Origin of the sequence: Herbaspirillum lusitanum (genome assembly GCF_046025995.1) — a bacterium.
In the GTDB taxonomy this organism is placed as follows: Bacteria; Pseudomonadota; Gammaproteobacteria; order Burkholderiales; family Burkholderiaceae_D; genus Herbaspirillum; species Herbaspirillum lusitanum_A.
On the sequence record NZ_JAQQFM010000007.1, the window covers coordinates 240,655 to 258,847 of the forward strand.

Consider the following 18,193-nt stretch of genomic DNA (forward strand, 5'->3'; position numbering starts at 1 on the left):
GCGCAGCGCTCCTGCCGTTCAAACCATCAACAGAATTCAAGGAAATAAAATGATCATATGCATCGGCGCCGGACCAGGCGATGTCGCTTACCTGACCATGCGCGGGGCCGAACTGATCCGCAACGCCGACGTCGTGGCCGGCTTCAATGCCGTGGTGGACGTGGTGCAGAGCCTGATCCCGGAAAGCGCCGAGGTCGTGCTGATGGGCTATCGCGATCAGGTCGAAAAACTCGATATCGTGGCCGCCGCACACCATGCCGGCAAGCGCTGTGTAGTGGTGTTCATGGGCGATATTCACTTCAGCGGCTTCCAGTATCTGGAGCGCGTCGAGCGCGCCTGCGGCCATGCGGTGGAAACCTTGCCGGGCATTTCCTCGGCGCAGATTCTGGCCTCGCGCGCCAAGGTCTGTTTCGACGAAACCACCTTCATCACCTTCCATCGTCGCGGCGATCTGGAACCGTTCAAGCGCCATCTGGTACACGTGCTCAACGACGGCCGCAACGCCATCGTGATTCCTTGTCCCTGGGATGCCGCGCGTTCTTTCATGCCGCGCCACATCGCCGCGTATCTGCTGCAGCAAGGCGTCGCGCCCGATCATCCGACCGAAGTGTGGGAAAACCTGACCCGCAGCGAAGCTGAATGGCATGGCACGCTGGCAGATTGCGCCGACCAGGAGTTCAGCGACATGAGCATCATGCTGATCCGTACCCGCGCACCGATGGCCAGCCAGATCGAGCCAACGCACAAGGAGGGCGCATGGCAGCCGGGTTAAATTCGCCAGCCGCAGGCGCTACGGCGGTCAGCCTGAGCGGCATCGCCAGCCAGCCGGACAGCTACAGCATCGTGATTGCCGGCCACGGCAGCCGTGATCCGGATGCCTTGCGCGAATTCGAGGCGCTGGTGCAACTGGTGCGTGCACGTGCCGGCGCTCGCCCGGTGAGTCACGGTTACCTGGAATTTGCGGCACCGACCATCGCTGAGGCCGCAGCCGCCGAAGTGGCGCAAGGCGCACGGCGCATCGTGGTGGTGCCCGGCGTCCTGCTGGGCGCGCGTCATGCCAAGAACGACATGCCGGCCGAATTGCTGGCGCTGGCGAAGACTTATCCCGCTGTCGATTTCCATTTCGGCGCGCCCATGGATCTGCATCCGCTGTTGCTGCAACTGGCGCAGCAGCGCGTGGTGGAAGCCGAGGCGCAATCGGCGGTGCTGGTGCGCCGCGACGAAACCTGTCTGGTGCTGGTGGGGCGCGGCACCACCGACCCCGACGCCAACAGCGAAATTTCCAAACTGGCGCGCATGCTGGAAGAAGGCATGGGTTTCGGCGGCGTGCAGGTCTGCTATTCCGGCACCGCCCGGCCGCTGGTGTCCGACGGCTTGCGCGCGGCCGCGCAGCAAGGTTATGCGCGGCTGATCGTGCTGCCGTTCTTCCTGTTCGACGGCGTGCTGGTCAAGCGCATCTATGCCGCGGCCGAGGAATTGCAACAGCGTCTGCGCGAAGAACATCAGGGCGTGGAAGTTTTATCGGCCGGCTATCTCGGCGTGCACGCGCATGTCGCCGACGTCATGCTGGAGCGCGCGCGCGAAGCCTTTGAAGGGCGCGCCGCGATGAATTGCAGCCTGTGCAAATACCGGGTGCAGATCGTCGGCTTCGAGCAGCAAGTAGGCGAGCCGCAGCGCGCACATCATTTGCAGGTGCGCAATCTGCTGGCCAAGGAGAACGCTGGTGCGGCAGCAGTTCAGGCGGTTGCAGCACCCACTCCTGACAGCGGCCGCTACGTGCCGCATCCTATCGAGAAGGAAAGCTTCGAGATCATCGCTGCCGGTCGCGACTGGGCGCCGTTTCCGCCGGCGCATCTGACTATCCTGCAGCGCCTGGTGCATACCAGCGGCGATTTTGCCGTGGCCGATGAAATCTATTTTTCCGGCGGCGCGGTGGCGTCCGGCATGCGTGCGCTGCTGCGCTGCAAGCGGGTGGTGACCGACGTCACCATGGTGCAGACCGGGCTCAAGCGCGCGCTGCTGGAGCAGCTCGGCATCGAAACCTGGTGCGGCGTGCACGATCCAGAATCGCATCTGATGTCGCAGACCCAGCAGATCACGCGTTCGGCCGCGGGCATCCGGCGCGCCTGGCAGAAGTTCGGCAACGACATGGTGCTGGCCATCGGTGATGCGCCGACTGCGATCACCGAAGCCACGCGACTGATACGCGAACACGGCTGGCGGCCGCAACTGGTGATCGGCCTGCCGGTCGGTTTCGTCGGCACGCGCGAAAGCAAGGATGATCTGAAACGTTGCCTGCAGGTGCCGCGCATCACCAATGCCGGCACGCGCGGCGGTTCGCCCTGGGCCGCCAGCGTGGTGAATGCCTTGATGATCGACGCCGTCAACGGCATCGCCGATGAGATCGAGTCGGCCGCCGAACAAAACATGGGTGGTTTGCCGTCCGGAGTTGCTCAGTGAACAGCGCCGCCGGCAGCGACTTGCAGCGCGCCGAGTACGACCTGAACGTGCTGGCGCCCAACGGTCTGCGACGTGGCCGTAGTACTGGCAGTTGCGCCACGGCGGCGGTGCGCGCGGCCTTGTATTTGCTGTTGGGCGGCATGTGGGTGGAACAGACCGAGGTCAGCCTGCCTGACGGGCTGCATTTTTTGCTGGTGCCGATTCAGGGTGTCGAAGCAGTCGGCGATGGTATGGTGCGCGCCGAGGTATTGAAGGACGGCGGCGACGATCCGGACAACACGCACGGCGCCACCATCTTCGCAGAGCTGCGGCGCAATGACAGCGGACAATTGCGCTTTATCGCAGCGCAAGGCGTCGGCATCGCGACCTTACCGGGCTTGCGGGTGGCCGTGGGCGAACCGGCGATCAACCCGGTGCCGCGCAAGATGATGCGGCAGGCGGTGAGCGAAGTCTTGCTGGAACTGCTGCCCTTGCAAAAAGACGCCGATGGGGCTGCTCAGATGGCGTGGCTGGAGCAGGGCTTCGATATCGCAGTGGGTTGCCGCGACGGCGAAATCATCGCGAAGAAGACGTTCAATCCGCGTCTGGGCATCGTCGGCGGCATTTCGATACTCGGCACCTCGGGCATCGTCGAACCGATGTCGATGGCATCCTGGATTGCGTCGATAGAAGTGTATATCCGCGTGGCGCTGGCCGATTGCAGGGAGGTGCAGGAGGGTGTGGCTTATCTGCCGGGCAAGATCGGACGTACTTTCGTGTCCTCGGTGCTTGGCCTGCCGGACAAGCGCAGCGTGCAGATCGCCAATTTTCTGGGCGATGCGCTGGACTTCACGCAGCAGGCGCTGCAGGAGCAGGCGCGTCGGCTGCCGGTGCTGTGGCTGGCGGGGCATCCCGGCAAGCTGGCCAAGGTGCTGGACGGCAGCTGGGACACGCATTCCGGCAAGAGCAATATGGCCATGGGCGGCGTCGCCGAGGTGGCGGCAGCGCTGCGCGATGCGGCAGGTCAGGCGCTGTTCGATGCGGCGACGCTGGATGCCATGCGTGCCGCCAACACGGTCGAAGCGATCATCGATCAGGTGCGCGCCGAGAGCGCCGAACGCTCGCGCGCGCTGTGGCTGGAGATCGAGCAGCGCATCGCCGCGCTGGCGCAGCAACGCCTGCCGAATGTGGACAGGGTCGAAGTGAGGCTGTTCGATCTGGATGGCGCTTTGCTGGGCGCCGAGAGCGCGGCGGCAATGAAACTGAATGCAGCGGCAGCAGCTGAAGATGCTGCCGGGACGAATGAAGAGGATGTTGAATGACCGTAATTGAAACCACTGCCAAGCCGGGCCTGGGCACGCTCACCGGCATCGGCGTCGGCCCCGGGCCGGCGGCCTATCTGCCGTTGGCGGCGCTGGCCGCCTTGCGCGCGGCCGATGTGATTTACCTGCCGCGTGCGCGGGGCGCCGCGCAGTCGGTGGCCTTGCAATGTCTGGAAGGCATAGACTTCGACTGCAGCCGTCTGCGCGAAATCGAGTTCAACATGGATCCGGATCGCGACGTGCTGCGCAGCCACTACGCCGGACTGGCGCAGGAACTGGCGGCAGAGTTGCAGGCCGGCAAAGCGCTGGCCTATCTCACCATCGGCGACACGCTGACCTACTCGACCTACGGCTATGTGCTGGCGGCAGTGCGCGATCTGTTGCCGGCCTGCGTGTGCAAGACCTTCCCCGGCATCACCAGCTACGCGGCAGCAGCGGCGGCCTTGCACTGGCCGCTGGGCGTCGGCAAGGAGCGCACCCTGATTCTGCCGTGCCCGGATGAAGCGACGGAACTGCGGCGCGAGATCGAGACGCATGACATCGTGGTGCTGATGAAGGTCGGCGAGCGTCTGTCCTGGGTGCTGGCCTTGCTGAACGAGATGGGCATCGCCGCCCACTGTGCTTTTGCACGCCGCATCGGCTTGCCCGGCGAGGTGCTGCAGTCGGGACTGGCACAACTGGATGCGGAGCAGGCCAGCGGCTATCTGGCGACGCTGCTGATCCGCAAGAACGCAATTGAAAAGAGGCATCAGCCATGAAGGTTTATTTTGTCGGCGCCGGTCCCGGCGCTCCTGATCTGATCACCTTGCGCGGTGCGCGCCTGCTGGGCCAGGTCGACATGGTGCTGTATGCCGGCTCGCTGGTGCCGACCGCCATGCTGGAACATTGCAAGCCCGGCGCCGAGCTGATCGACACCGCCCAGCTTGATCTGGAGCAGCAGCAAGCCTGCTATCAGCGCGCGCAGGCGGCCGGTATCGACGTGGTGCGACTGCACTCGGGCGATCCGGCGATTTACGGCGCCACCGCCGAGCAGATGCGTCGCCTGGATGCGCTGGGCATCGCCTATGAAGTGGTGCCCGGCGTGTCTTCGTTCACGGCGGCGGCGGCGGCGGTGGCGGCCGAGCTGACCAAGCCGGAAGTGTCGCAGACGGTGATTCTGACGCGCGTCTCGGGCCGCGCTTCGGCGGTGCCGGAGTCGGAAGCCATCGCCGAGCTGGCGCAGCATCGCTCCACCATGTGCATCTTTTTGTCGGGCCCGCATCTGAAAAAGATCGTCAACGATCTGCTGCTGCATTACCCGCCGCAGACACCGGTGACGCTGGTGTATCGCGCCAGCTGGCCGGAGCAGCGCATCTATCAGGGCACGCTGGACAAGGTGCTGGACGAGAACAAGCGCGGAGAATGGAATCTGACCACCATGATGCTGGTCGGTGCGGCGCTGGACAAGGAGCAATTGGCCGAATCCAGCCTGTACTCCAAGGACTTCACCCACCTGTTCCGCGTGGTGAAGAAGAACAAGGGCGGCGCTGAGTTGGCTGAAGAGGTTGAGTTGGCTGAAGCAGATGGTGCCGACAAGGGCGCTGCACAGTCATGAGCGTGATCCTGCCATCGCCCGCAGGCGACGCTCCCGGCATCTGGCTGGTGCGCGCCGACAGCGAAGCGCTGGGCCTGCGCTTGCAGACGGCACTGGGCGGCGTCATCTACCGGCCATGGCTGCAGACGGGCGATCAGCAAGCGCAAGCCGACACGGCGCAAGCAGTGCCGTCGCAGCGCGAGCAGTTTGCCCTCGTGTATCGCCGCCACCGGCAATGGATCATGATCGCCGCCAGCGGCATCGCGGTGCGTTTTCTGGACGGCCTGCCGCAGGACAAGCGCAGCGATCCGGCGCTGGTGGTGCTGGACGAGGCAGGACGCTTCGCCATCTCGCTGCTGGCCGGGCACGAAGGCGGCGCCAATCTGCTGGCCTATCGCATCGCCAACATCACCGGCGCGCAGCCGGTGGTGACCACTGCGACGGAAGCGCTGAAGCCGCTGACGCTGGGCATTGGCTGCCGGCGCGGCGTCAGTGCGCAGCAGGTGAGCGAGGCCGTGCACCATGCGCTGCAGCTGGGCGGCATGCAGGGACTGCAGCAGGTGCGCGAGGTCGCGACCATCGATCTCAAGGCCGACGAAGCCGGTCTGCTGGCATTTTGCAGTGCGCATGATTTGCCCTTGCGGGTGATTGCCAGCGCCAACGTGGCCGCGCGCGGCTGGGTCACGCAGCCCTCGGAGTGGGTGCGCAAGAACGTCGGTGTCGATGGCGTGTGCGAGCCCTGCGCGCTGATCGCCAGTCCGCGTGGCCGTCTGCTGCTGCAGAAGACCGCGCTGGATGGCGTGACCGTGGCAATCGTCGAAGACCGCGCGGAGTGGGATGCATCTGAGGACTGATCGGCAGCGCCCGGCTCATCGTGAGCAAGCGACGACGAATGACAAAAGCAGTATTGACCAAGAAATGATGAAGCATGAATGAAATCAGCCAGCATGGCGCACCACAAACCACCACGCATATAAGGACCGGCGTGTTGAATCTGGTCTCGGTCGGCCCCGGCTTCGACGATCTGATCGTGCCGCGCGCGGTCGAGGCGCTGCGCGACAGTGAAGTGATCGTGGCCTACGAGTTGTATCTGCGCTGGATCGCGCCGCATATCGAAGGCAAGGAAATTCACACGCCGCCGCTGACGCAGGAACGCGAACGCGCCTTGCTGGCGATTGCGCAGGCGCGCGCCGGCAAGCGTGTGGCGCTGATCTCCAGCGGCGACATCGGCATCTATGCGATGGCGGCCCTGGCCTTCGACGAGATGGCGGAAGACGATACCTACCAGGTCAATGTCATCCCCGGAGTGACCTCGGCCAATGCCTGCGCCTCGCTGCTGGGTTCGCCGCTGTCGCATGATTTCGCCACGCTCAGCCTGTCCAATCTGCTGTGCCCCTGGGAGTGGATAGAACAGCGCGCCAGCCACATCGCGCAGGCCGATCTGGCGGCGGTGCTGTACAACGTGCAAAGCGCCGGCCGGCAAGAGGGCGTGTACCGCATCCTCAGTTTGATGCTGGAGCACAAGGCCCCGCATACGCTGTGCGGCGTGGTGCGCAATGCCTATCGGCCGGGCCAGAATGTCTCGATACACCGGCTCGACGAATTGCCGGGCCTGCAGTTCGACATGCTGACCAGCATCGTCATCGGCAATCGCTTCACGCAAAGAAAGCGCGGCTTCATTTTCACGCCGCGCGGTTATAACGACTGGCGCTCGCCGGAGGCTGCGTCGCAGCTTACGGTCAATGCCGGCAAGGCCGGCAACGACGCCAGACTGGCCGGGTCCGTCGATGATTTGCCGGCCGGCGCGGTCTGGGTGTTTTCCGGCACCAGCGACGGTAATGCACTGGCGGCCCAGCTTGCCGCGCAATTGCCGGCCATTCCGGTGGTGGTGTCCGCTGCCACCGAATACGGCGGTGAGCTGGCGCAGCAGGATTGTCCGGGCGTTACCGTCTGGGCCGGGCGTCAGGGCGTGGAAGCGCGGCGGCAGGCGCTGGCGCGCAGCGGGGCGCGCGTGCTGCTGGATGCGACCCATCCGTTTGCGACCCAGATGTCGCAGCAACTGATGGCGCTGTCGCAGGAACTGGGCATTCCCTATCTGCGCTATGAACGCGCCAGCGAATTGCCATCCTCTGCTGTCGCCGATCCCGGGCAAGTGCTGTGCGCCTCGATGGAGGATGCCGCCACCCAGGCCATGGCGCGCGGCCGCCGCATCTTTCTGGCGACCGGCTCCAAGGATCTGGCCGGCTTCCTGCGTGCGCCGGGCGCGGAACACTGCGAATGGTTCGTGCGCGTCACGGCCGAGCCTGAGTTCATCCAGCGCGCGCTCGATCTGGGCGTGCCCCGTGATCGCATCTGCGCCATGCAGGGGCCGTTTTCGCAAGCCTTCAATCAGGCCTTGTGGCAGGACTGGCAGATCGATTGCGTGGTCACCAAGGATTCCGGCGCCGCCGGCGGCTATCGCGCCAAGGCCGATGCCGCGCGCGCGCTGGGTATTGCGCTGCTGACGGTGCAGCGCCCGCCGCTGGACTATCCGCATCTGGCGCAGGACTTCGGGCAGGCCCAGCACTGCATCGAAGCATGGCTGGCACGCTGAGGACAGGGCGATGAGTATCAACACCCCCGATGACAAGCTGTACGCGCGGCCGCCGATCCCGGTGACGGTGGTGACCGGCTTTCTCGGCGCCGGCAAGACCACCTTGTTGCGCGGTCTGGTGCAGAAGCGGCAGGCGCGCCGGCTGGCCTTGCTGATCAATGAGTTCGGCGAGGTGGCGATCGACGGCGACCTGTTGCGGGCGACGCCGGATGGCGCCCGGGCAAAGACGGTGGTGCAGATTCAGGATTTCCCTTACGGGCTGATCGCTTACGGCGACGACGAGCATTTCGTGCCGGCCATGCTGGCGATTGCCGCGCGCCGCGCGCAGATCGATCACGTGCTGATCGAGACCTCGGGGCTGGCCTTGCCGACGGCGGTGATGGAAGCCTTGCAAAGCGATGTGCTGGCGCCTCATTTCATTCTCGACGCCACGCTGGCGGTGGTCGATACGCCGCTGATGCTGGCCGGCGACTTCGGTGATGTCGACGTATTGGGGGCCGATGCGCCGCCCACCGCCGGTCAGGCCGTGGCCGCCATGTTTGCGCAGCAGCTGGAATTTGCCGACGTGGTGGTGCTGAACAAGATCGATGCACTGCAAGAAGATCAGTTGCTGCAAGCCGAAACGCGGGTACGCGAGTGCGCCCCGAATGTGCGCTTTCTGGAGCTGGCTTACGAGGCGCAGCTGGATATCCGGCTGGCGCTGGGCCTGCGTCTGCATCAGGCCTCGCAGGGTACGCATCAGCACAGCTACACGCCGTTGCCGCGCATGCCGGGGCCGCAAGCTTCCGTCCTGGCCGATCAGCGCCTGTTCAACGGACACAGCCATTCCGGCCTGGCTGCGCACAGCCATGGCCTGAGTACGCACAAGCATTTTCATGAGCAGGATCCGGGCTGGTTGTCGTTCACGCTGCGCAGCCGCGCACCACAAACCGAAGATCGCCTGCGGCTGGCATTGACCGAAGCGGCGCGCGCCGAACCCATCTTGCGCACCAAGGGTTTCGTACGCTGCGCAGGCGCGCGGCGGCTGCTGGTGCAGGGCGTGCGCGCGCGCGTGAATCTGGACAGCGTGGAAGAGCATCAGGACGCTCAGAGCGGCACGGCTTCCGAGCTGGTGTTCATCGGCTACCACCCCAGCCGCAACAAGGTGGCGGCTTTGCTGAGCGAGATGACCGGCACGGAGTGGCAGTAAGGCGCAATGAGCAGCAATGAACGACATACCCAGGCAGAAACATCACAAGGAATGCAGATGAAGACCGATCCGGAATCGCACAAGCGCATGACCCAGCGTCACAAGGAAGGCTTTGAAAAGAAGAAGGCCGCCGCGCAAAAAGAGAAGGGCCTGCTGATCGTCAACACCGGCACCGGCAAGGGCAAATCCAGCGCCGCTTTCGGCATGGGCCTGCGCATCCTCGGGCATGGCATGAAGCTGGGCGTGGTGCAGTTCATCAAGGGCGCGCTGCACAGCGCCGAGCGCGACATTCTCGGCGGCCATGCCAACTGCGATTTTCACGTGGTCGGTGCAGGCTACACCTGGGATACCCAGGATCGCGACGCCGACATGCGCACCGCCGCGCGCGGCTGGGAAGAAGCCAGGCGCATGATCGCCGATCCGTCCTACGACATGGTGATACTGGATGAGCTCAACATCGTTCTCAAATACCAGTATCTGGATCTGGACGAGGTACTGAAAACCTTCGCCGGCCGCCGCGAGATGCTGCACATCGTCATCACCGGCCGACATGCGCCGGAGGCGCTGATCGAGCAGGCCGATCTGGTCAGCGAGATGCGTCCGCTCAAGCATCCTTACAAGGAGCAGGGCGTGAAGGCGCAGAAGGGCGTGGAGTTCTGATGTCCTCGCCGGCCTTGCCATCGCTTGCAGCATCTTCTGCAGAACCGTCCGGCGCCCGGCGCTGCCCGGCGCTGTTCATCAGCGCGCCGGGTTCCGGGCATGGCAAGACCACGGTGACTGCCGCCATTGCGCGTCTGCATCGCGAGCAGGGACGCCGCGTGCGGGTATTCAAGACCGGCCCCGATTTTCTCGATCCGACTGTGCTGGAGCGTGCCAGCGGCCATCCCGTGTATCAGCTCGATCTGTGGCTGGCTGGCGCCGCACATTGCCGCGCGCTGGTGCAACAGGCGGCGCAAGAGGCCGATCTGATCCTGATCGAGGGCGTCATGGGCCTGTACGACGGCGCGCCTTGCAGCGCCGATCTGGCGGCCTTGCTGGGGATGCCGGTGCTGCTGGTGATCAATGCGGCGGGCGTGGCGCAAAGCATGGGGGCATTGGCGCACGGCCTGGCGAGTTATCGTGCGCGTCCCGGTTTAAGTTTTGCCGGTGTGCTGGCCAATGGCGTAGGGAGTGAGCGTCACGCGCAGATGCTGCAACAGGGCATGGATAGCGCGCACATGCCCTTGCTGGCCTGCATTCCGCGTCAGGCGCAATTCAGCTTGCCTGAGCGGCATCTGGGTCTGGTGCCGGCCGCCGAAGTGGCGGATCTGGATCTGCGCCTGTCGGCGCTGGCCGCGCAACTGCAGGAAACACCGCTGGCGCAATTGCCCGAAGTTCTGTCTTTTGATGCGATGCCCCCACCAGCCGACGCCGGCCGATTGCTGGCCGGCCGCAGTATCGCCATCGCGCGCGACGCCGCATTCTCCTTCATTTATCAGGCCAATCTGGACTGGTTGCAGGCACAAGGCGCGCACTTGCGTTTTTTCTCGCCGCTGAGCGATGCCGCCGTGCCGGACGCCGATGCCGTGTATCTGCCGGGCGGCTATCCCGAATTGCATTTGCAGGCGCTGCAGGACAATCGCGCGATGCAGGCTGCGCTGCGCGCGCATTTCGAAGCGGGAAAACATATTTACGCCGAATGCGGCGGCATGCTTTATTTGCTGAATTCGCTGACCGACAAGCACGGCCAGACGGCTGAAATGTGCGGCCTGCTGCCCGGCACGGCCGAGATGCAGACGCGTTTGCAAGGCCTCGGTTATCAATCTTTCAGTCTGCCCGAAGCCGGGCAAGAAGCACTGCGCTGTCACACTTTTCATTACTCGCGCAGCAGCATCGCGCTGACGCCGGCAGCCACCGGTCAGCGCCTGTTCGATACCTCGGCCGGCGAGGCGGTGTATCGCCTGCGCGGCCTCTGCGCAAGCTATCTGCACGCCTATTTTGCATCGGCCCCACGGACCGCTGCGCAACTGTTCGGAGGCGTCCTCCCATCATGAAGCAAGCCGTGCATCGCTACAGCCAGCCCGAAATCGACGCCGTCTATCGCAGCATCGCCGAGCGCCGCGACATGCGCCATTTCCTGCCCGACGCGGTGGCGCCGGAGTTGTTGCAGCGTCTGCTGGCGGCCGCGCATCTGGCGCCCAGCGTCGGCTTCATGCAGCCCTGGCGTTTCATCCGCATTGCCGATCCTGGATTGCGCACGCGCATCCACGCGCTGGTCGAGCAGGAGCGCGTGCTGACGGCGCAGGCCTTGCAGCAGCGCGAAGACGAATTCATGCGCTTGAAAGTGGAAGGCGTGCGCGAGTGCGGCGAGCTGCTGGTGGCGGCGCTGATGGATAGACGCGAAGAACATGTGTTCGGCCGTCGCACCCTGCCGCAGATGGATCTGGCTTCGCTGGCCTGTGCGCTGCAGAACATGTGGCTGGCGGCGCGCGCCGAAGGTCTGGGCATGGGTTGGGTTTCGTTGTTTGACCCGTGTGCGCTGGCGACTTTGCTCGATATGCCCGACGGCGCGCAGCCGGTGGCGGTGATCTGCCTCGGCCATGTGGCCGCCTTCTATGAAAAACCGATGCTGGAACAGCAGGCCTGGGCCCGGCGCCAGGCCTTGTCTGATCTGCTGTATCAGGATCGCTGGGGCGCAGCCTTCGAGCCGGCTGCGGACAAGAATCAGTTGGGTGAAACATGACGCAGAACATTGCCAATCCTGATCGGCCGCAGCGCACGCTGGTTTTCGGCGGCGCGCGCTCGGGCAAGAGCGCGCATGCCGAGGCGCTGGCGCAGGCCGCCGGCAAGCCGGTGATCTACATCGCCACGGCCGCTGCAGGCGACGCCGAAATGGCGGCGCGGATTCGCCTGCATCGCGAACAGCGTGCGCAGCATGGCGCGCACTGGAGCACGCTGGAAGAGAAGATGAATCTGGGCGCGGCGTTGCGTGAACATACCCGCGCAGACAAGGTGGTGCTGATCGATTGCCTCACCGTGTGGCTGTCCAATCTGCTGTTCGCCGACGGTATTGAGCGCGAGTATCCGGAGATCGGCCGCGTCGATCCGCCGGCCGCATTTGCCGAGCAACGTGCGGATTTTCTCGACGCGCTGGCGCAGGCGCGCGGCGAGGTGATCATGGTGTCGAATGAAGTCGGCATGGGCATCGTGCCGCAGGGCGCGATTTCGCGCTGGTTCGTGGATGAGGCCGGGCGTCTGAATCAGGCGGTGGCCGCGAGGTCCGAGCGCGTGCAATGGGTGGCCGCCGGCCTGCCGCTGACGCTGAAAGGCGCACCGTGCTGAGTCAGCTGAGCCTGCCGCTGCTGGCTGCGCTGATGGCGCTGGGGCTGGTGCTCGATCTGATGCTAGGTGAAACGCGACGCTGGCATCCGCTGGTCGGCTTCGGGCGTCTGGCGAACTGGCTGGAGGCACGCCTCAACCTGCACCCGGAGTCTGCGCAAGCGGGGGCCAAGGATCTGTTGCGCGGCCTGCTGGCATGGGCGCTGGCGGTATTGCCGCTGACATTGGCGACGGCCTGGCTGCTGGCGCAATTGCCGTGGACGCTGGCGTTGCTGTTGCATGCGCTGCTGCTGTATTTCTGTATCGGTCTGCGCAGTCTGCGCGACCATTGCCTGCCGATTGCGCGCGCCTTGCTGGCCGGCGATCTGGCGCGGGCGCGCACGCTGACTTCCTACATCGTCAGCCGCGATACCGAAAACGCCGAGCCATCCGATCTGGCCAAGGCCGGGGTCGAATCGATGCTGGAGAACGGTAACGATGCGGTGTTCGGCACACTGTTCTGGTTTCTGATGGCGGGCGGCCCGGGCGCCTTGCTGTTTCGCCTGTCCAACACGCTGGATGCGATGTGGGGTTATCGCACGCCGCGCTTTTTGCTGTTCGGTCGTCCCGCCGCACGCATCGACGATGTCCTGAACTGGGTGCCGGCGCGGCTGACGGCGTTTTCTTATGCCTTGCTCGGCAACTGGCGTCTGGCGCGCCAGTGCTGGCGTACGCAGGCGCCGGCCTGGAGCAGCCCGAATGCCGGCCCGGTGATGTCGGCCGGGGCCGGCGCGCTGGAGCTGCAACTGGGCGGCGCGGCGATATACGACGGCGAAGTGGAGCATCGGCCGCCCTTGGGCAGCGGCGCCGAAGCTACCGCGCGCGACATCGTGCGCGCCTGGAAGCTGGTCGCCAAAACCGCGGCCTTGTGGCTGACCGCGGTGGTGCTCATCGCTACGATTCTGGAGTTGTTACATGCTTGAACACGGCGGCAATCTGAATGACGCGGTCGCAGCGTATGGCCGGCCGCGCGCACAATGGCTGGACCTTTCCACCGGCATCAATCCGCAGCCGTATCCGGCGCCGCTGCTGGCCGGCGATGCCTGGCATCGCTTGCCGGAGCACAGCGCCGAACTTGAGGCCGCGGCCTGCGCCTATTACGGCGCACCGCGCATGCTGGCCGTGGCCGGTACGCAGGCTGCGATCCAGGCCTTGCCGCAATTGCGTCTGCAGGCCAATGGCGGTCGATCCTCGCGCGTGATCGTGGCGGCGCCGGCGTATGCCGAGCACGCGCATCGCTGGGCGCAGGCCGGGCACGACATGCGTGAAGTGGCCTATGCCGAGCTGGATGCACAACTGGACGACTGCGATGTGTTGGTGGTCTGCAATCCCAACAACCCGACCGGTGCCCGCGTAGCGCCGCAGCAATTGCTGCAATGGGCGCAGCGCTTGCAGGCGCGTACGGCCGCCGATGGCAGCCGCGGCTGGCTGGTGGTGGACGAAGCCTTCGGCGACACCACGCCGCAGCAAAGCGTGGCTGCGCATACTGCGCAAGCCGGCCTGATCGTGCTGCGCTCGGTCGGCAAGTTTTTCGGTCTGGCCGGCGTGCGTCTGGGCTTTATCGCTGCGCACGAAGAGCTCCTCGACAAGCTGGCCGAATGGCTGGGGCCGTGGTCGGTCAGCGGGCCGGCGCAGCAGATCGGGTTGAGCGCCTTGCGCGACCTGGACTGGCAGCAGCGCACGCGGGCCCGTTTGCTGGAGGACGGCGAACGTCTGCAAGCCATGCTGAGTCAACACGGCGCGCATAGCAGCGGCAGCGCGCTGTATCAATGGTGGCTGCAGCCGCAGGCGGCGCAGTTTCATGCGGCGATGGCAGAGCAGGGCGTGTGGGTGCGCCTGTTCACGCGCGGCGCCGGCGGCATCCGGCTGGGGCTACCCGCGGATGAAGCCGGCTGGCATAAGCTGGAGCAGGCGCTGGCGCAGGCCTTCGCAAGGTGCCCGGCATGAGCGCAATCCCTTCCCCGGACGATTTGCCGGACGAGTTTTCTCCGGAATTTCCATTTCATACGCTGATGGTGCAGGGCACCACCTCGGATGCCGGCAAGAGCACGCTGGTGGCTGCCTTGTGTCGCTTGCTCAAGCGCGACGGCATCAGCGTGGCGCCGTTCAAGCCGCAGAACATGGCGCTCAACAGCGCGGTGACCAGCGACGGCGGCGAGATCGGCCGCGCGCAGGCGCTGCAGGCTCTGGCGGCCGGTATCGCGCCGCATACCGACATGAATCCGGTGCTGCTGAAACCGTCCAGCGACACCGGTGCGCAAGTCATCGTGCACGGCAAGGTGCGCGCCGACATGAATGCGCGCGACTACCATCGCTACAAGACGCAGGCCATGCAGGCGGTGCTGGAGTCTTACCAGCGTCTGCGCGCGCAGTATCGCTGCGTGATGGTGGAGGGTGCCGGCAGTCCGGCGGAGATCAATCTGCGCGCACGCGACATCGCCAACATGGGCTTCGCCGAGGCCGTTGATTGCCCGGTGATTCTGGTGGCCGACATCGATCGCGGCGGCGTCTTCGCGCATCTGACCGGCACGCTGGATTGCCTGTCCGAGAGCGAGCGCAGGCGCGTGATCGGCTTCGTCATCAATCGTTTTCGCGGCGACCTCAGCCTGCTGCAACCGGGGCTGGACTGGCTGGAACAGCGTACCGGCAAACCGGTGCTGGCGGTGCTGCCCTATCTGCACGGAATGCATCTGGATGCGGAAGATGCAATCCAGTCCGGCCAGAGCGATAGCGGCAGCTTCCGCATCGTGGTGCCGACGCCGCCGCGCATCAGCAACCATACCGACTTCGATGCGCTGCGAGCGCATCCGCAGGTCGATCTCAGATTCATCGGGCCGGGGCAGCCGATTCCCGCCGCCGACCTGATCATTCTGCCCGGCAGCAAGAATACGCGCGGCGATCTGGCGTGGATGCAGGCGCAGGGCTGGCCGGCAGCGATTCGCCGCCATCTGCGCTACGGCGGCAAGCTGATCGGCATTTGCGGCGGCTTTCAGATGCTGGGCCAGACCATCGCCGATCCGCATGGGGTGGAAGGTGCGGCGGGCGAAACCGCCGGACTGGGCTTGCTGGACATGCACACCGAACTCACGCGTGACAAGGCGCTGCGCCAGGTGTGCGGCCGTTTTGCATTGGACGACCAAGGCCAGGCGGTGCCGGTCAGCGGCTATGAAATCCACATGGGCGTATCGAGCGGGCCGGCTTTCGATGCGGTGGCGGCAGGTTCGGGCTCGGCGGCATTTTTGCTGGAGGCGTCCGATGCCGGGCCGGGATTGCATAGCGACGGCCTGATTTCGGCCGATGGTCAGGTGCTGGGTTCTTATCTGCACGGCATGTTCGATACGCCGCAGGCGGTGCAGGCTCTGCTGCGCTGGGCCGGGCTGGATCAGGCGCAGAGCGTCGATCTGATGCAATTGCGGGAACACAGCCTGGAACGTCTGGCCGATGCCTGCGCGCCGCTGTATCAGGCGTTGAAAGCCTGCCCGCCTTTCGGCTCTTGATTTCTTCAACTGGCCGCTGTCTGCATTTTGCGCCTGGTCGCTGCAGTGCAGGCGGGCTATATTCTGCGTCTGAACGTTTTGCTTGCGGCGCGCGATATTGTGTTTAAGGCAATGAACTGTCTGATTCCATTCTTGTTCTGGCTATGCACAGACCTGGCCGAATGAAATAATTTCCTTTTGGAAATGTTCTGGAGCTGATATGAACCGCAGGCAAGTGATTTGCACGGCGATACTGCTGGCCCTGATAGGCGCCATCTTGCCGCTGGGCCTGGCCTTTTATATCGCGTGGACGCGCACCGTGGCGCAGGAGCAGCGCGATCTCGAAGCCACGGCGCATTCCGGCTTGCAGCATGCGCAGGAGGTGCTGGCGCAGATCGAAGACACCTTGCGTTATTTTCAGACGCTCGCGGTCAAGCCCTGTTCCCAGGAACACATTCAGCAGATGCGCGCGGCCACCATCAGCACGCGCGAGGTGGACGAAATCGGCTACTTCCGGAACCTGGCGCTGAAGTGCTCATCCTGGGGCCGTATTCAGGAGCGCATCGAGTTGCCTGCACCCGATATGGTGCTCGGCAACGGCGTGGAGCTGAGGCTTAATACCTTTCCGATGGCCAGTCCGAATACGCGGATGATCGACATCTTTTATCGCAGCCACAATGTGCTGAGCGACCCGGTGCGCTTTGTCGATATCGAACTCGATTCTTCGATGCAGATTGCGGTGCTGACCGCCAACGGAAAACTGATCAGCAGCCGTCATGGGCCCTCGCCTGAGGTAGTGCAAAAAGTGCTGAGCGGAGTGCAGCCGGCGATGGATCGCGAAGTGTTGTCGGTGATGGCGCGCGGTCAGGATTTCAGCGTGGTGGTGACCGAGCCGCGCAGCAAGATCGTGGAAAAATTGCGGCGCGAGCAAATGCTGCTGCTGCCGATGGGCTTGTTGCTGGCGCTGATCATCGTCGGTCTGGTGGTGTGGTTTTCGCGGCGCCGCTTGTCGATGGTGGGCGAGCTGGGCATCGCCATTGAACGCAAGGAATTCTCGGTGCATTACCAGCCGATTCTGGAGCTGCAAACCGGGCGCTGCATCGGCGCCGAAGCGCTGATACGCTGGCGCCGGCCGGACGGGCGCATGGTCAGACCCGATCTGTTCATCGCGATTGCCGAAGAACACAAGATGATTTCGCAGATTACCGAGCAGGTATTCCGCATCGTGATCCGCGAGCTGCGCGACATGCTGGTGGCCGATCGCGATCTACATATCGCGGTCAATCTCAGTGCGCAGGACATGCAGAACGGCCGCGCATTGAAGGCCTTGCACCGCATGCTGGCCGGCACCGGCATTGAGCCCGGCCAGATCTGGCTGGAGGCCACCGAGCGCGGCTTCATGGACGTCGACACGGCGCGCGCCACCATCGGCACCGCCCGTGAAATGGGGCATGCCATCGCCATCGACGATTTCGGCACCGGTTATTCCAGCCTGTCCTATCTGCAGCAGTTGCCGCTGGACGCCTTGAAGATCGACAAGTCTTTCGTCGACACCATCGGCACCGATTCCGCCACCAGCAGCGTGACGCCGCACATCATCGACATGGCGCGCTCGCTGAATCTGCTGATCGTGGCCGAGGGCATAGAGAGCGAGGCGCAGGCGCAGTATCTGAAGGACAAGGGCGTGCACTTCGGGCAAGGCTGGCTGTATGCCAAGGCCATGCCTGTCGGTGAATTCCTGAGCTTTTACGAAGTCAATCTGCGCGAGAGCGGGGCGCCGTTTCCGCAGGTGCTGAAGGAACTGTGAGCGGGCCGGCACCGGTTTGCCTGCAAACTTTTCAGCGCCTTTCGCTTATCATTACGGCTTTCCATTCAAACCGGAGCAGACCGTGCTGAAGCATATCGTGATGTGGAAGTTGAAAGAACAGGCCGAAGGCGGCGACAAGGCTAGCAACGCCCGCAAGATGAAAGAGTTGCTGGACAGCTGTGCCAATGTGGTGCCGGGCATCCTCAAGTTCGAAGCGGTGCTGGCGCAGCCCGGCCTGGAAGCGACTTACGACGTGGTGCTGTATTCCGAGTTTGAAAACCGCGCCGCGCTCGACGCCTATCAGGAGCATCCCACCCACGTGGCGATCAAGCCTTTCATCGGCGCCGTGCGCGAAGGCCGCCAGTGCATGGATTACGAAATCTGAGCAGATTCATCTGTGCGCGCCGAGCGCACGTCAAATCCGCCCGGCGCTCTGA

At 64.5% G+C, this 18,193-nt stretch carries 17 protein-coding genes; all 17 read left to right on the plus strand.

Annotated elements, in window-relative coordinates; translation table 11 throughout:
• The first annotated feature begins 49 nt into the window (after positions 1–49).
• The gene (locus PQR62_RS16965; RefSeq protein WP_408159169.1) at positions 50–772 is read left to right on the plus strand and encodes a cobalt-precorrin-7 (C(5))-methyltransferase; all 723 of its coding nucleotides are present in this window, start codon (positions 50–52) and stop codon (positions 770–772) included.
• Entirely contained in the window at positions 757–2,460 is a 1,704-nt protein-coding gene (locus PQR62_RS16970) for a precorrin-8X methylmutase (RefSeq protein WP_408159170.1), read from the plus strand. The genes PQR62_RS16965 and PQR62_RS16970 overlap by 16 nt, the downstream gene beginning before the upstream one ends.
• Complete coding sequence (cbiD, locus tag PQR62_RS16975) at positions 2,457–3,761, plus strand: cobalt-precorrin-5B (C(1))-methyltransferase CbiD (RefSeq protein ID WP_408159171.1); 1,305 nt, start codon at positions 2,457–2,459, stop codon at positions 3,759–3,761. The genes PQR62_RS16970 and cbiD overlap by 4 nt, the downstream gene beginning before the upstream one ends.
• Complete coding sequence (gene cobI, locus PQR62_RS16980; RefSeq protein WP_408159172.1) at positions 3,758–4,519, plus strand: precorrin-2 C(20)-methyltransferase; 762 nt, start codon at positions 3,758–3,760, stop codon at positions 4,517–4,519. The genes cbiD and cobI overlap by 4 nt, the downstream gene beginning before the upstream one ends.
• The gene (gene cobM / locus PQR62_RS16985) at positions 4,516–5,355 is read left to right on the plus strand and encodes a precorrin-4 C(11)-methyltransferase (RefSeq protein ID WP_408159173.1); all 840 of its coding nucleotides are present in this window, start codon (positions 4,516–4,518) and stop codon (positions 5,353–5,355) included. The genes cobI and cobM overlap by 4 nt, the downstream gene beginning before the upstream one ends.
• Positions 5,352–6,188, plus strand: coding sequence for a cobalamin biosynthesis protein (locus PQR62_RS16990; RefSeq protein ID WP_408159174.1), 837 nt, complete (start codon positions 5,352–5,354; stop codon positions 6,186–6,188). Before cobM ends, PQR62_RS16990 begins: the two co-directional genes overlap by 4 nt.
• Positions 6,189–6,262: 74 nt before the next feature.
• Positions 6,263–7,927 (plus strand): precorrin-3B C(17)-methyltransferase, encoded by a 1,665-nt coding sequence (cobJ, locus tag PQR62_RS16995; protein ID WP_408159175.1) that lies wholly within the window; start codon positions 6,263–6,265, stop codon positions 7,925–7,927.
• Between the two features lie 10 nt (positions 7,928–7,937).
• Positions 7,938–9,116 carry a CobW family GTP-binding protein gene (locus PQR62_RS17000; protein WP_408159176.1) on the plus strand — a complete coding sequence of 393 codons (1,179 nt, stop codon included), beginning with the start codon at positions 7,938–7,940 and terminating at the stop codon, positions 9,114–9,116.
• Positions 9,117–9,173: 57 nt separating this feature from the next.
• Complete coding sequence (cobO, locus tag PQR62_RS17005) at positions 9,174–9,776, plus strand: cob(I)yrinic acid a,c-diamide adenosyltransferase (protein WP_408159177.1); 603 nt, start codon at positions 9,174–9,176, stop codon at positions 9,774–9,776.
• Positions 9,776–11,149 carry a cobyrinic acid a,c-diamide synthase CobB gene (locus PQR62_RS17010; RefSeq protein ID WP_408159178.1) on the plus strand — a complete coding sequence of 458 codons (1,374 nt, stop codon included), beginning with the start codon at positions 9,776–9,778 and terminating at the stop codon, positions 11,147–11,149. Before cobO ends, PQR62_RS17010 begins: the two co-directional genes overlap by 1 nt.
• Complete coding sequence (gene bluB / locus PQR62_RS17015) at positions 11,146–11,838, plus strand: 5,6-dimethylbenzimidazole synthase (RefSeq protein WP_408159179.1); 693 nt, start codon at positions 11,146–11,148, stop codon at positions 11,836–11,838. Before PQR62_RS17010 ends, bluB begins: the two co-directional genes overlap by 4 nt.
• Positions 11,835–12,437, plus strand: a complete 603-nt coding sequence (gene cobU, locus PQR62_RS17020; protein ID WP_408159180.1) for a bifunctional adenosylcobinamide kinase/adenosylcobinamide-phosphate guanylyltransferase — start codon at positions 11,835–11,837, stop codon at positions 12,435–12,437. Before bluB ends, cobU begins: the two co-directional genes overlap by 4 nt.
• Positions 12,431–13,396: an adenosylcobinamide-phosphate synthase CbiB gene (gene cbiB / locus PQR62_RS17025; protein ID WP_408159181.1), complete on the plus strand. Its 966-nt coding sequence runs from the start codon at positions 12,431–12,433 to the stop codon at positions 13,394–13,396. The genes cobU and cbiB overlap by 7 nt, the downstream gene beginning before the upstream one ends.
• Positions 13,389–14,420, plus strand: a complete 1,032-nt coding sequence (gene cobD / locus PQR62_RS17030; protein WP_408159182.1) for a threonine-phosphate decarboxylase CobD — start codon at positions 13,389–13,391, stop codon at positions 14,418–14,420. Before cbiB ends, cobD begins: the two co-directional genes overlap by 8 nt.
• A 65-nt stretch (positions 14,421–14,485) precedes the next feature.
• The gene (locus PQR62_RS17035) at positions 14,486–15,970 is read left to right on the plus strand and encodes a cobyric acid synthase (protein WP_408159373.1); all 1,485 of its coding nucleotides are present in this window, start codon (positions 14,486–14,488) and stop codon (positions 15,968–15,970) included.
• Positions 15,971–16,169: 199 nt separating this feature from the next.
• Positions 16,170–17,756 carry an EAL domain-containing protein gene (locus tag PQR62_RS17040; RefSeq protein ID WP_408159183.1) on the plus strand — a complete coding sequence of 529 codons (1,587 nt, stop codon included), beginning with the start codon at positions 16,170–16,172 and terminating at the stop codon, positions 17,754–17,756.
• 82 nt (positions 17,757–17,838) lie between these two features.
• A complete protein-coding gene (locus PQR62_RS17045) occupies positions 17,839–18,141 on the plus strand; it encodes a Dabb family protein (RefSeq protein ID WP_408159184.1) in 303 nt (100 codons plus the stop codon).
• The last annotated feature ends 52 nt before the right edge of the window (positions 18,142–18,193 follow it).

Bases quoted from the DNA above. Each gene is read 5' to 3' on its own strand.
- PQR62_RS16965 (WP_408159169.1), top strand. From the start codon at position 50: ATGATCATATGCATCGGCGCCGGACCAGGCGATGTCGCTTACCTGACC.
- PQR62_RS16970 (WP_408159170.1), top strand. From the start codon at position 757: ATGGCAGCCGGGTTAAATTCGCCAGCCGCAGGCGCTACGGCGGTCAGC.
- cobI (WP_408159172.1), top strand. From the start codon at position 3,758: ATGACCGTAATTGAAACCACTGCCAAGCCGGGCCTGGGCACGCTCACC.
- cobM (WP_408159173.1), top strand. From the start codon at position 4,516: ATGAAGGTTTATTTTGTCGGCGCCGGTCCCGGCGCTCCTGATCTGATC.
- PQR62_RS16990 (WP_408159174.1), top strand. From the start codon at position 5,352: ATGAGCGTGATCCTGCCATCGCCCGCAGGCGACGCTCCCGGCATCTGG.
- cobJ (WP_408159175.1), top strand. From the start codon at position 6,263: ATGAATGAAATCAGCCAGCATGGCGCACCACAAACCACCACGCATATA.
- PQR62_RS17000 (WP_408159176.1), top strand. From the start codon at position 7,938: ATGAGTATCAACACCCCCGATGACAAGCTGTACGCGCGGCCGCCGATC.
- cobO (WP_408159177.1), top strand. From the start codon at position 9,174: ATGAAGACCGATCCGGAATCGCACAAGCGCATGACCCAGCGTCACAAG.
- PQR62_RS17010 (WP_408159178.1), top strand. From the start codon at position 9,776: ATGTCCTCGCCGGCCTTGCCATCGCTTGCAGCATCTTCTGCAGAACCG.
- bluB (WP_408159179.1), top strand. From the start codon at position 11,146: ATGAAGCAAGCCGTGCATCGCTACAGCCAGCCCGAAATCGACGCCGTC.
- cobU (WP_408159180.1), top strand. From the start codon at position 11,835: ATGACGCAGAACATTGCCAATCCTGATCGGCCGCAGCGCACGCTGGTT.
- cobD (WP_408159182.1), top strand. From the start codon at position 13,389: ATGCTTGAACACGGCGGCAATCTGAATGACGCGGTCGCAGCGTATGGC.
- PQR62_RS17035 (WP_408159373.1), top strand. From the start codon at position 14,486: ATGGTGCAGGGCACCACCTCGGATGCCGGCAAGAGCACGCTGGTGGCT.
- PQR62_RS17040 (WP_408159183.1), top strand. From the start codon at position 16,170: ATGAACCGCAGGCAAGTGATTTGCACGGCGATACTGCTGGCCCTGATA.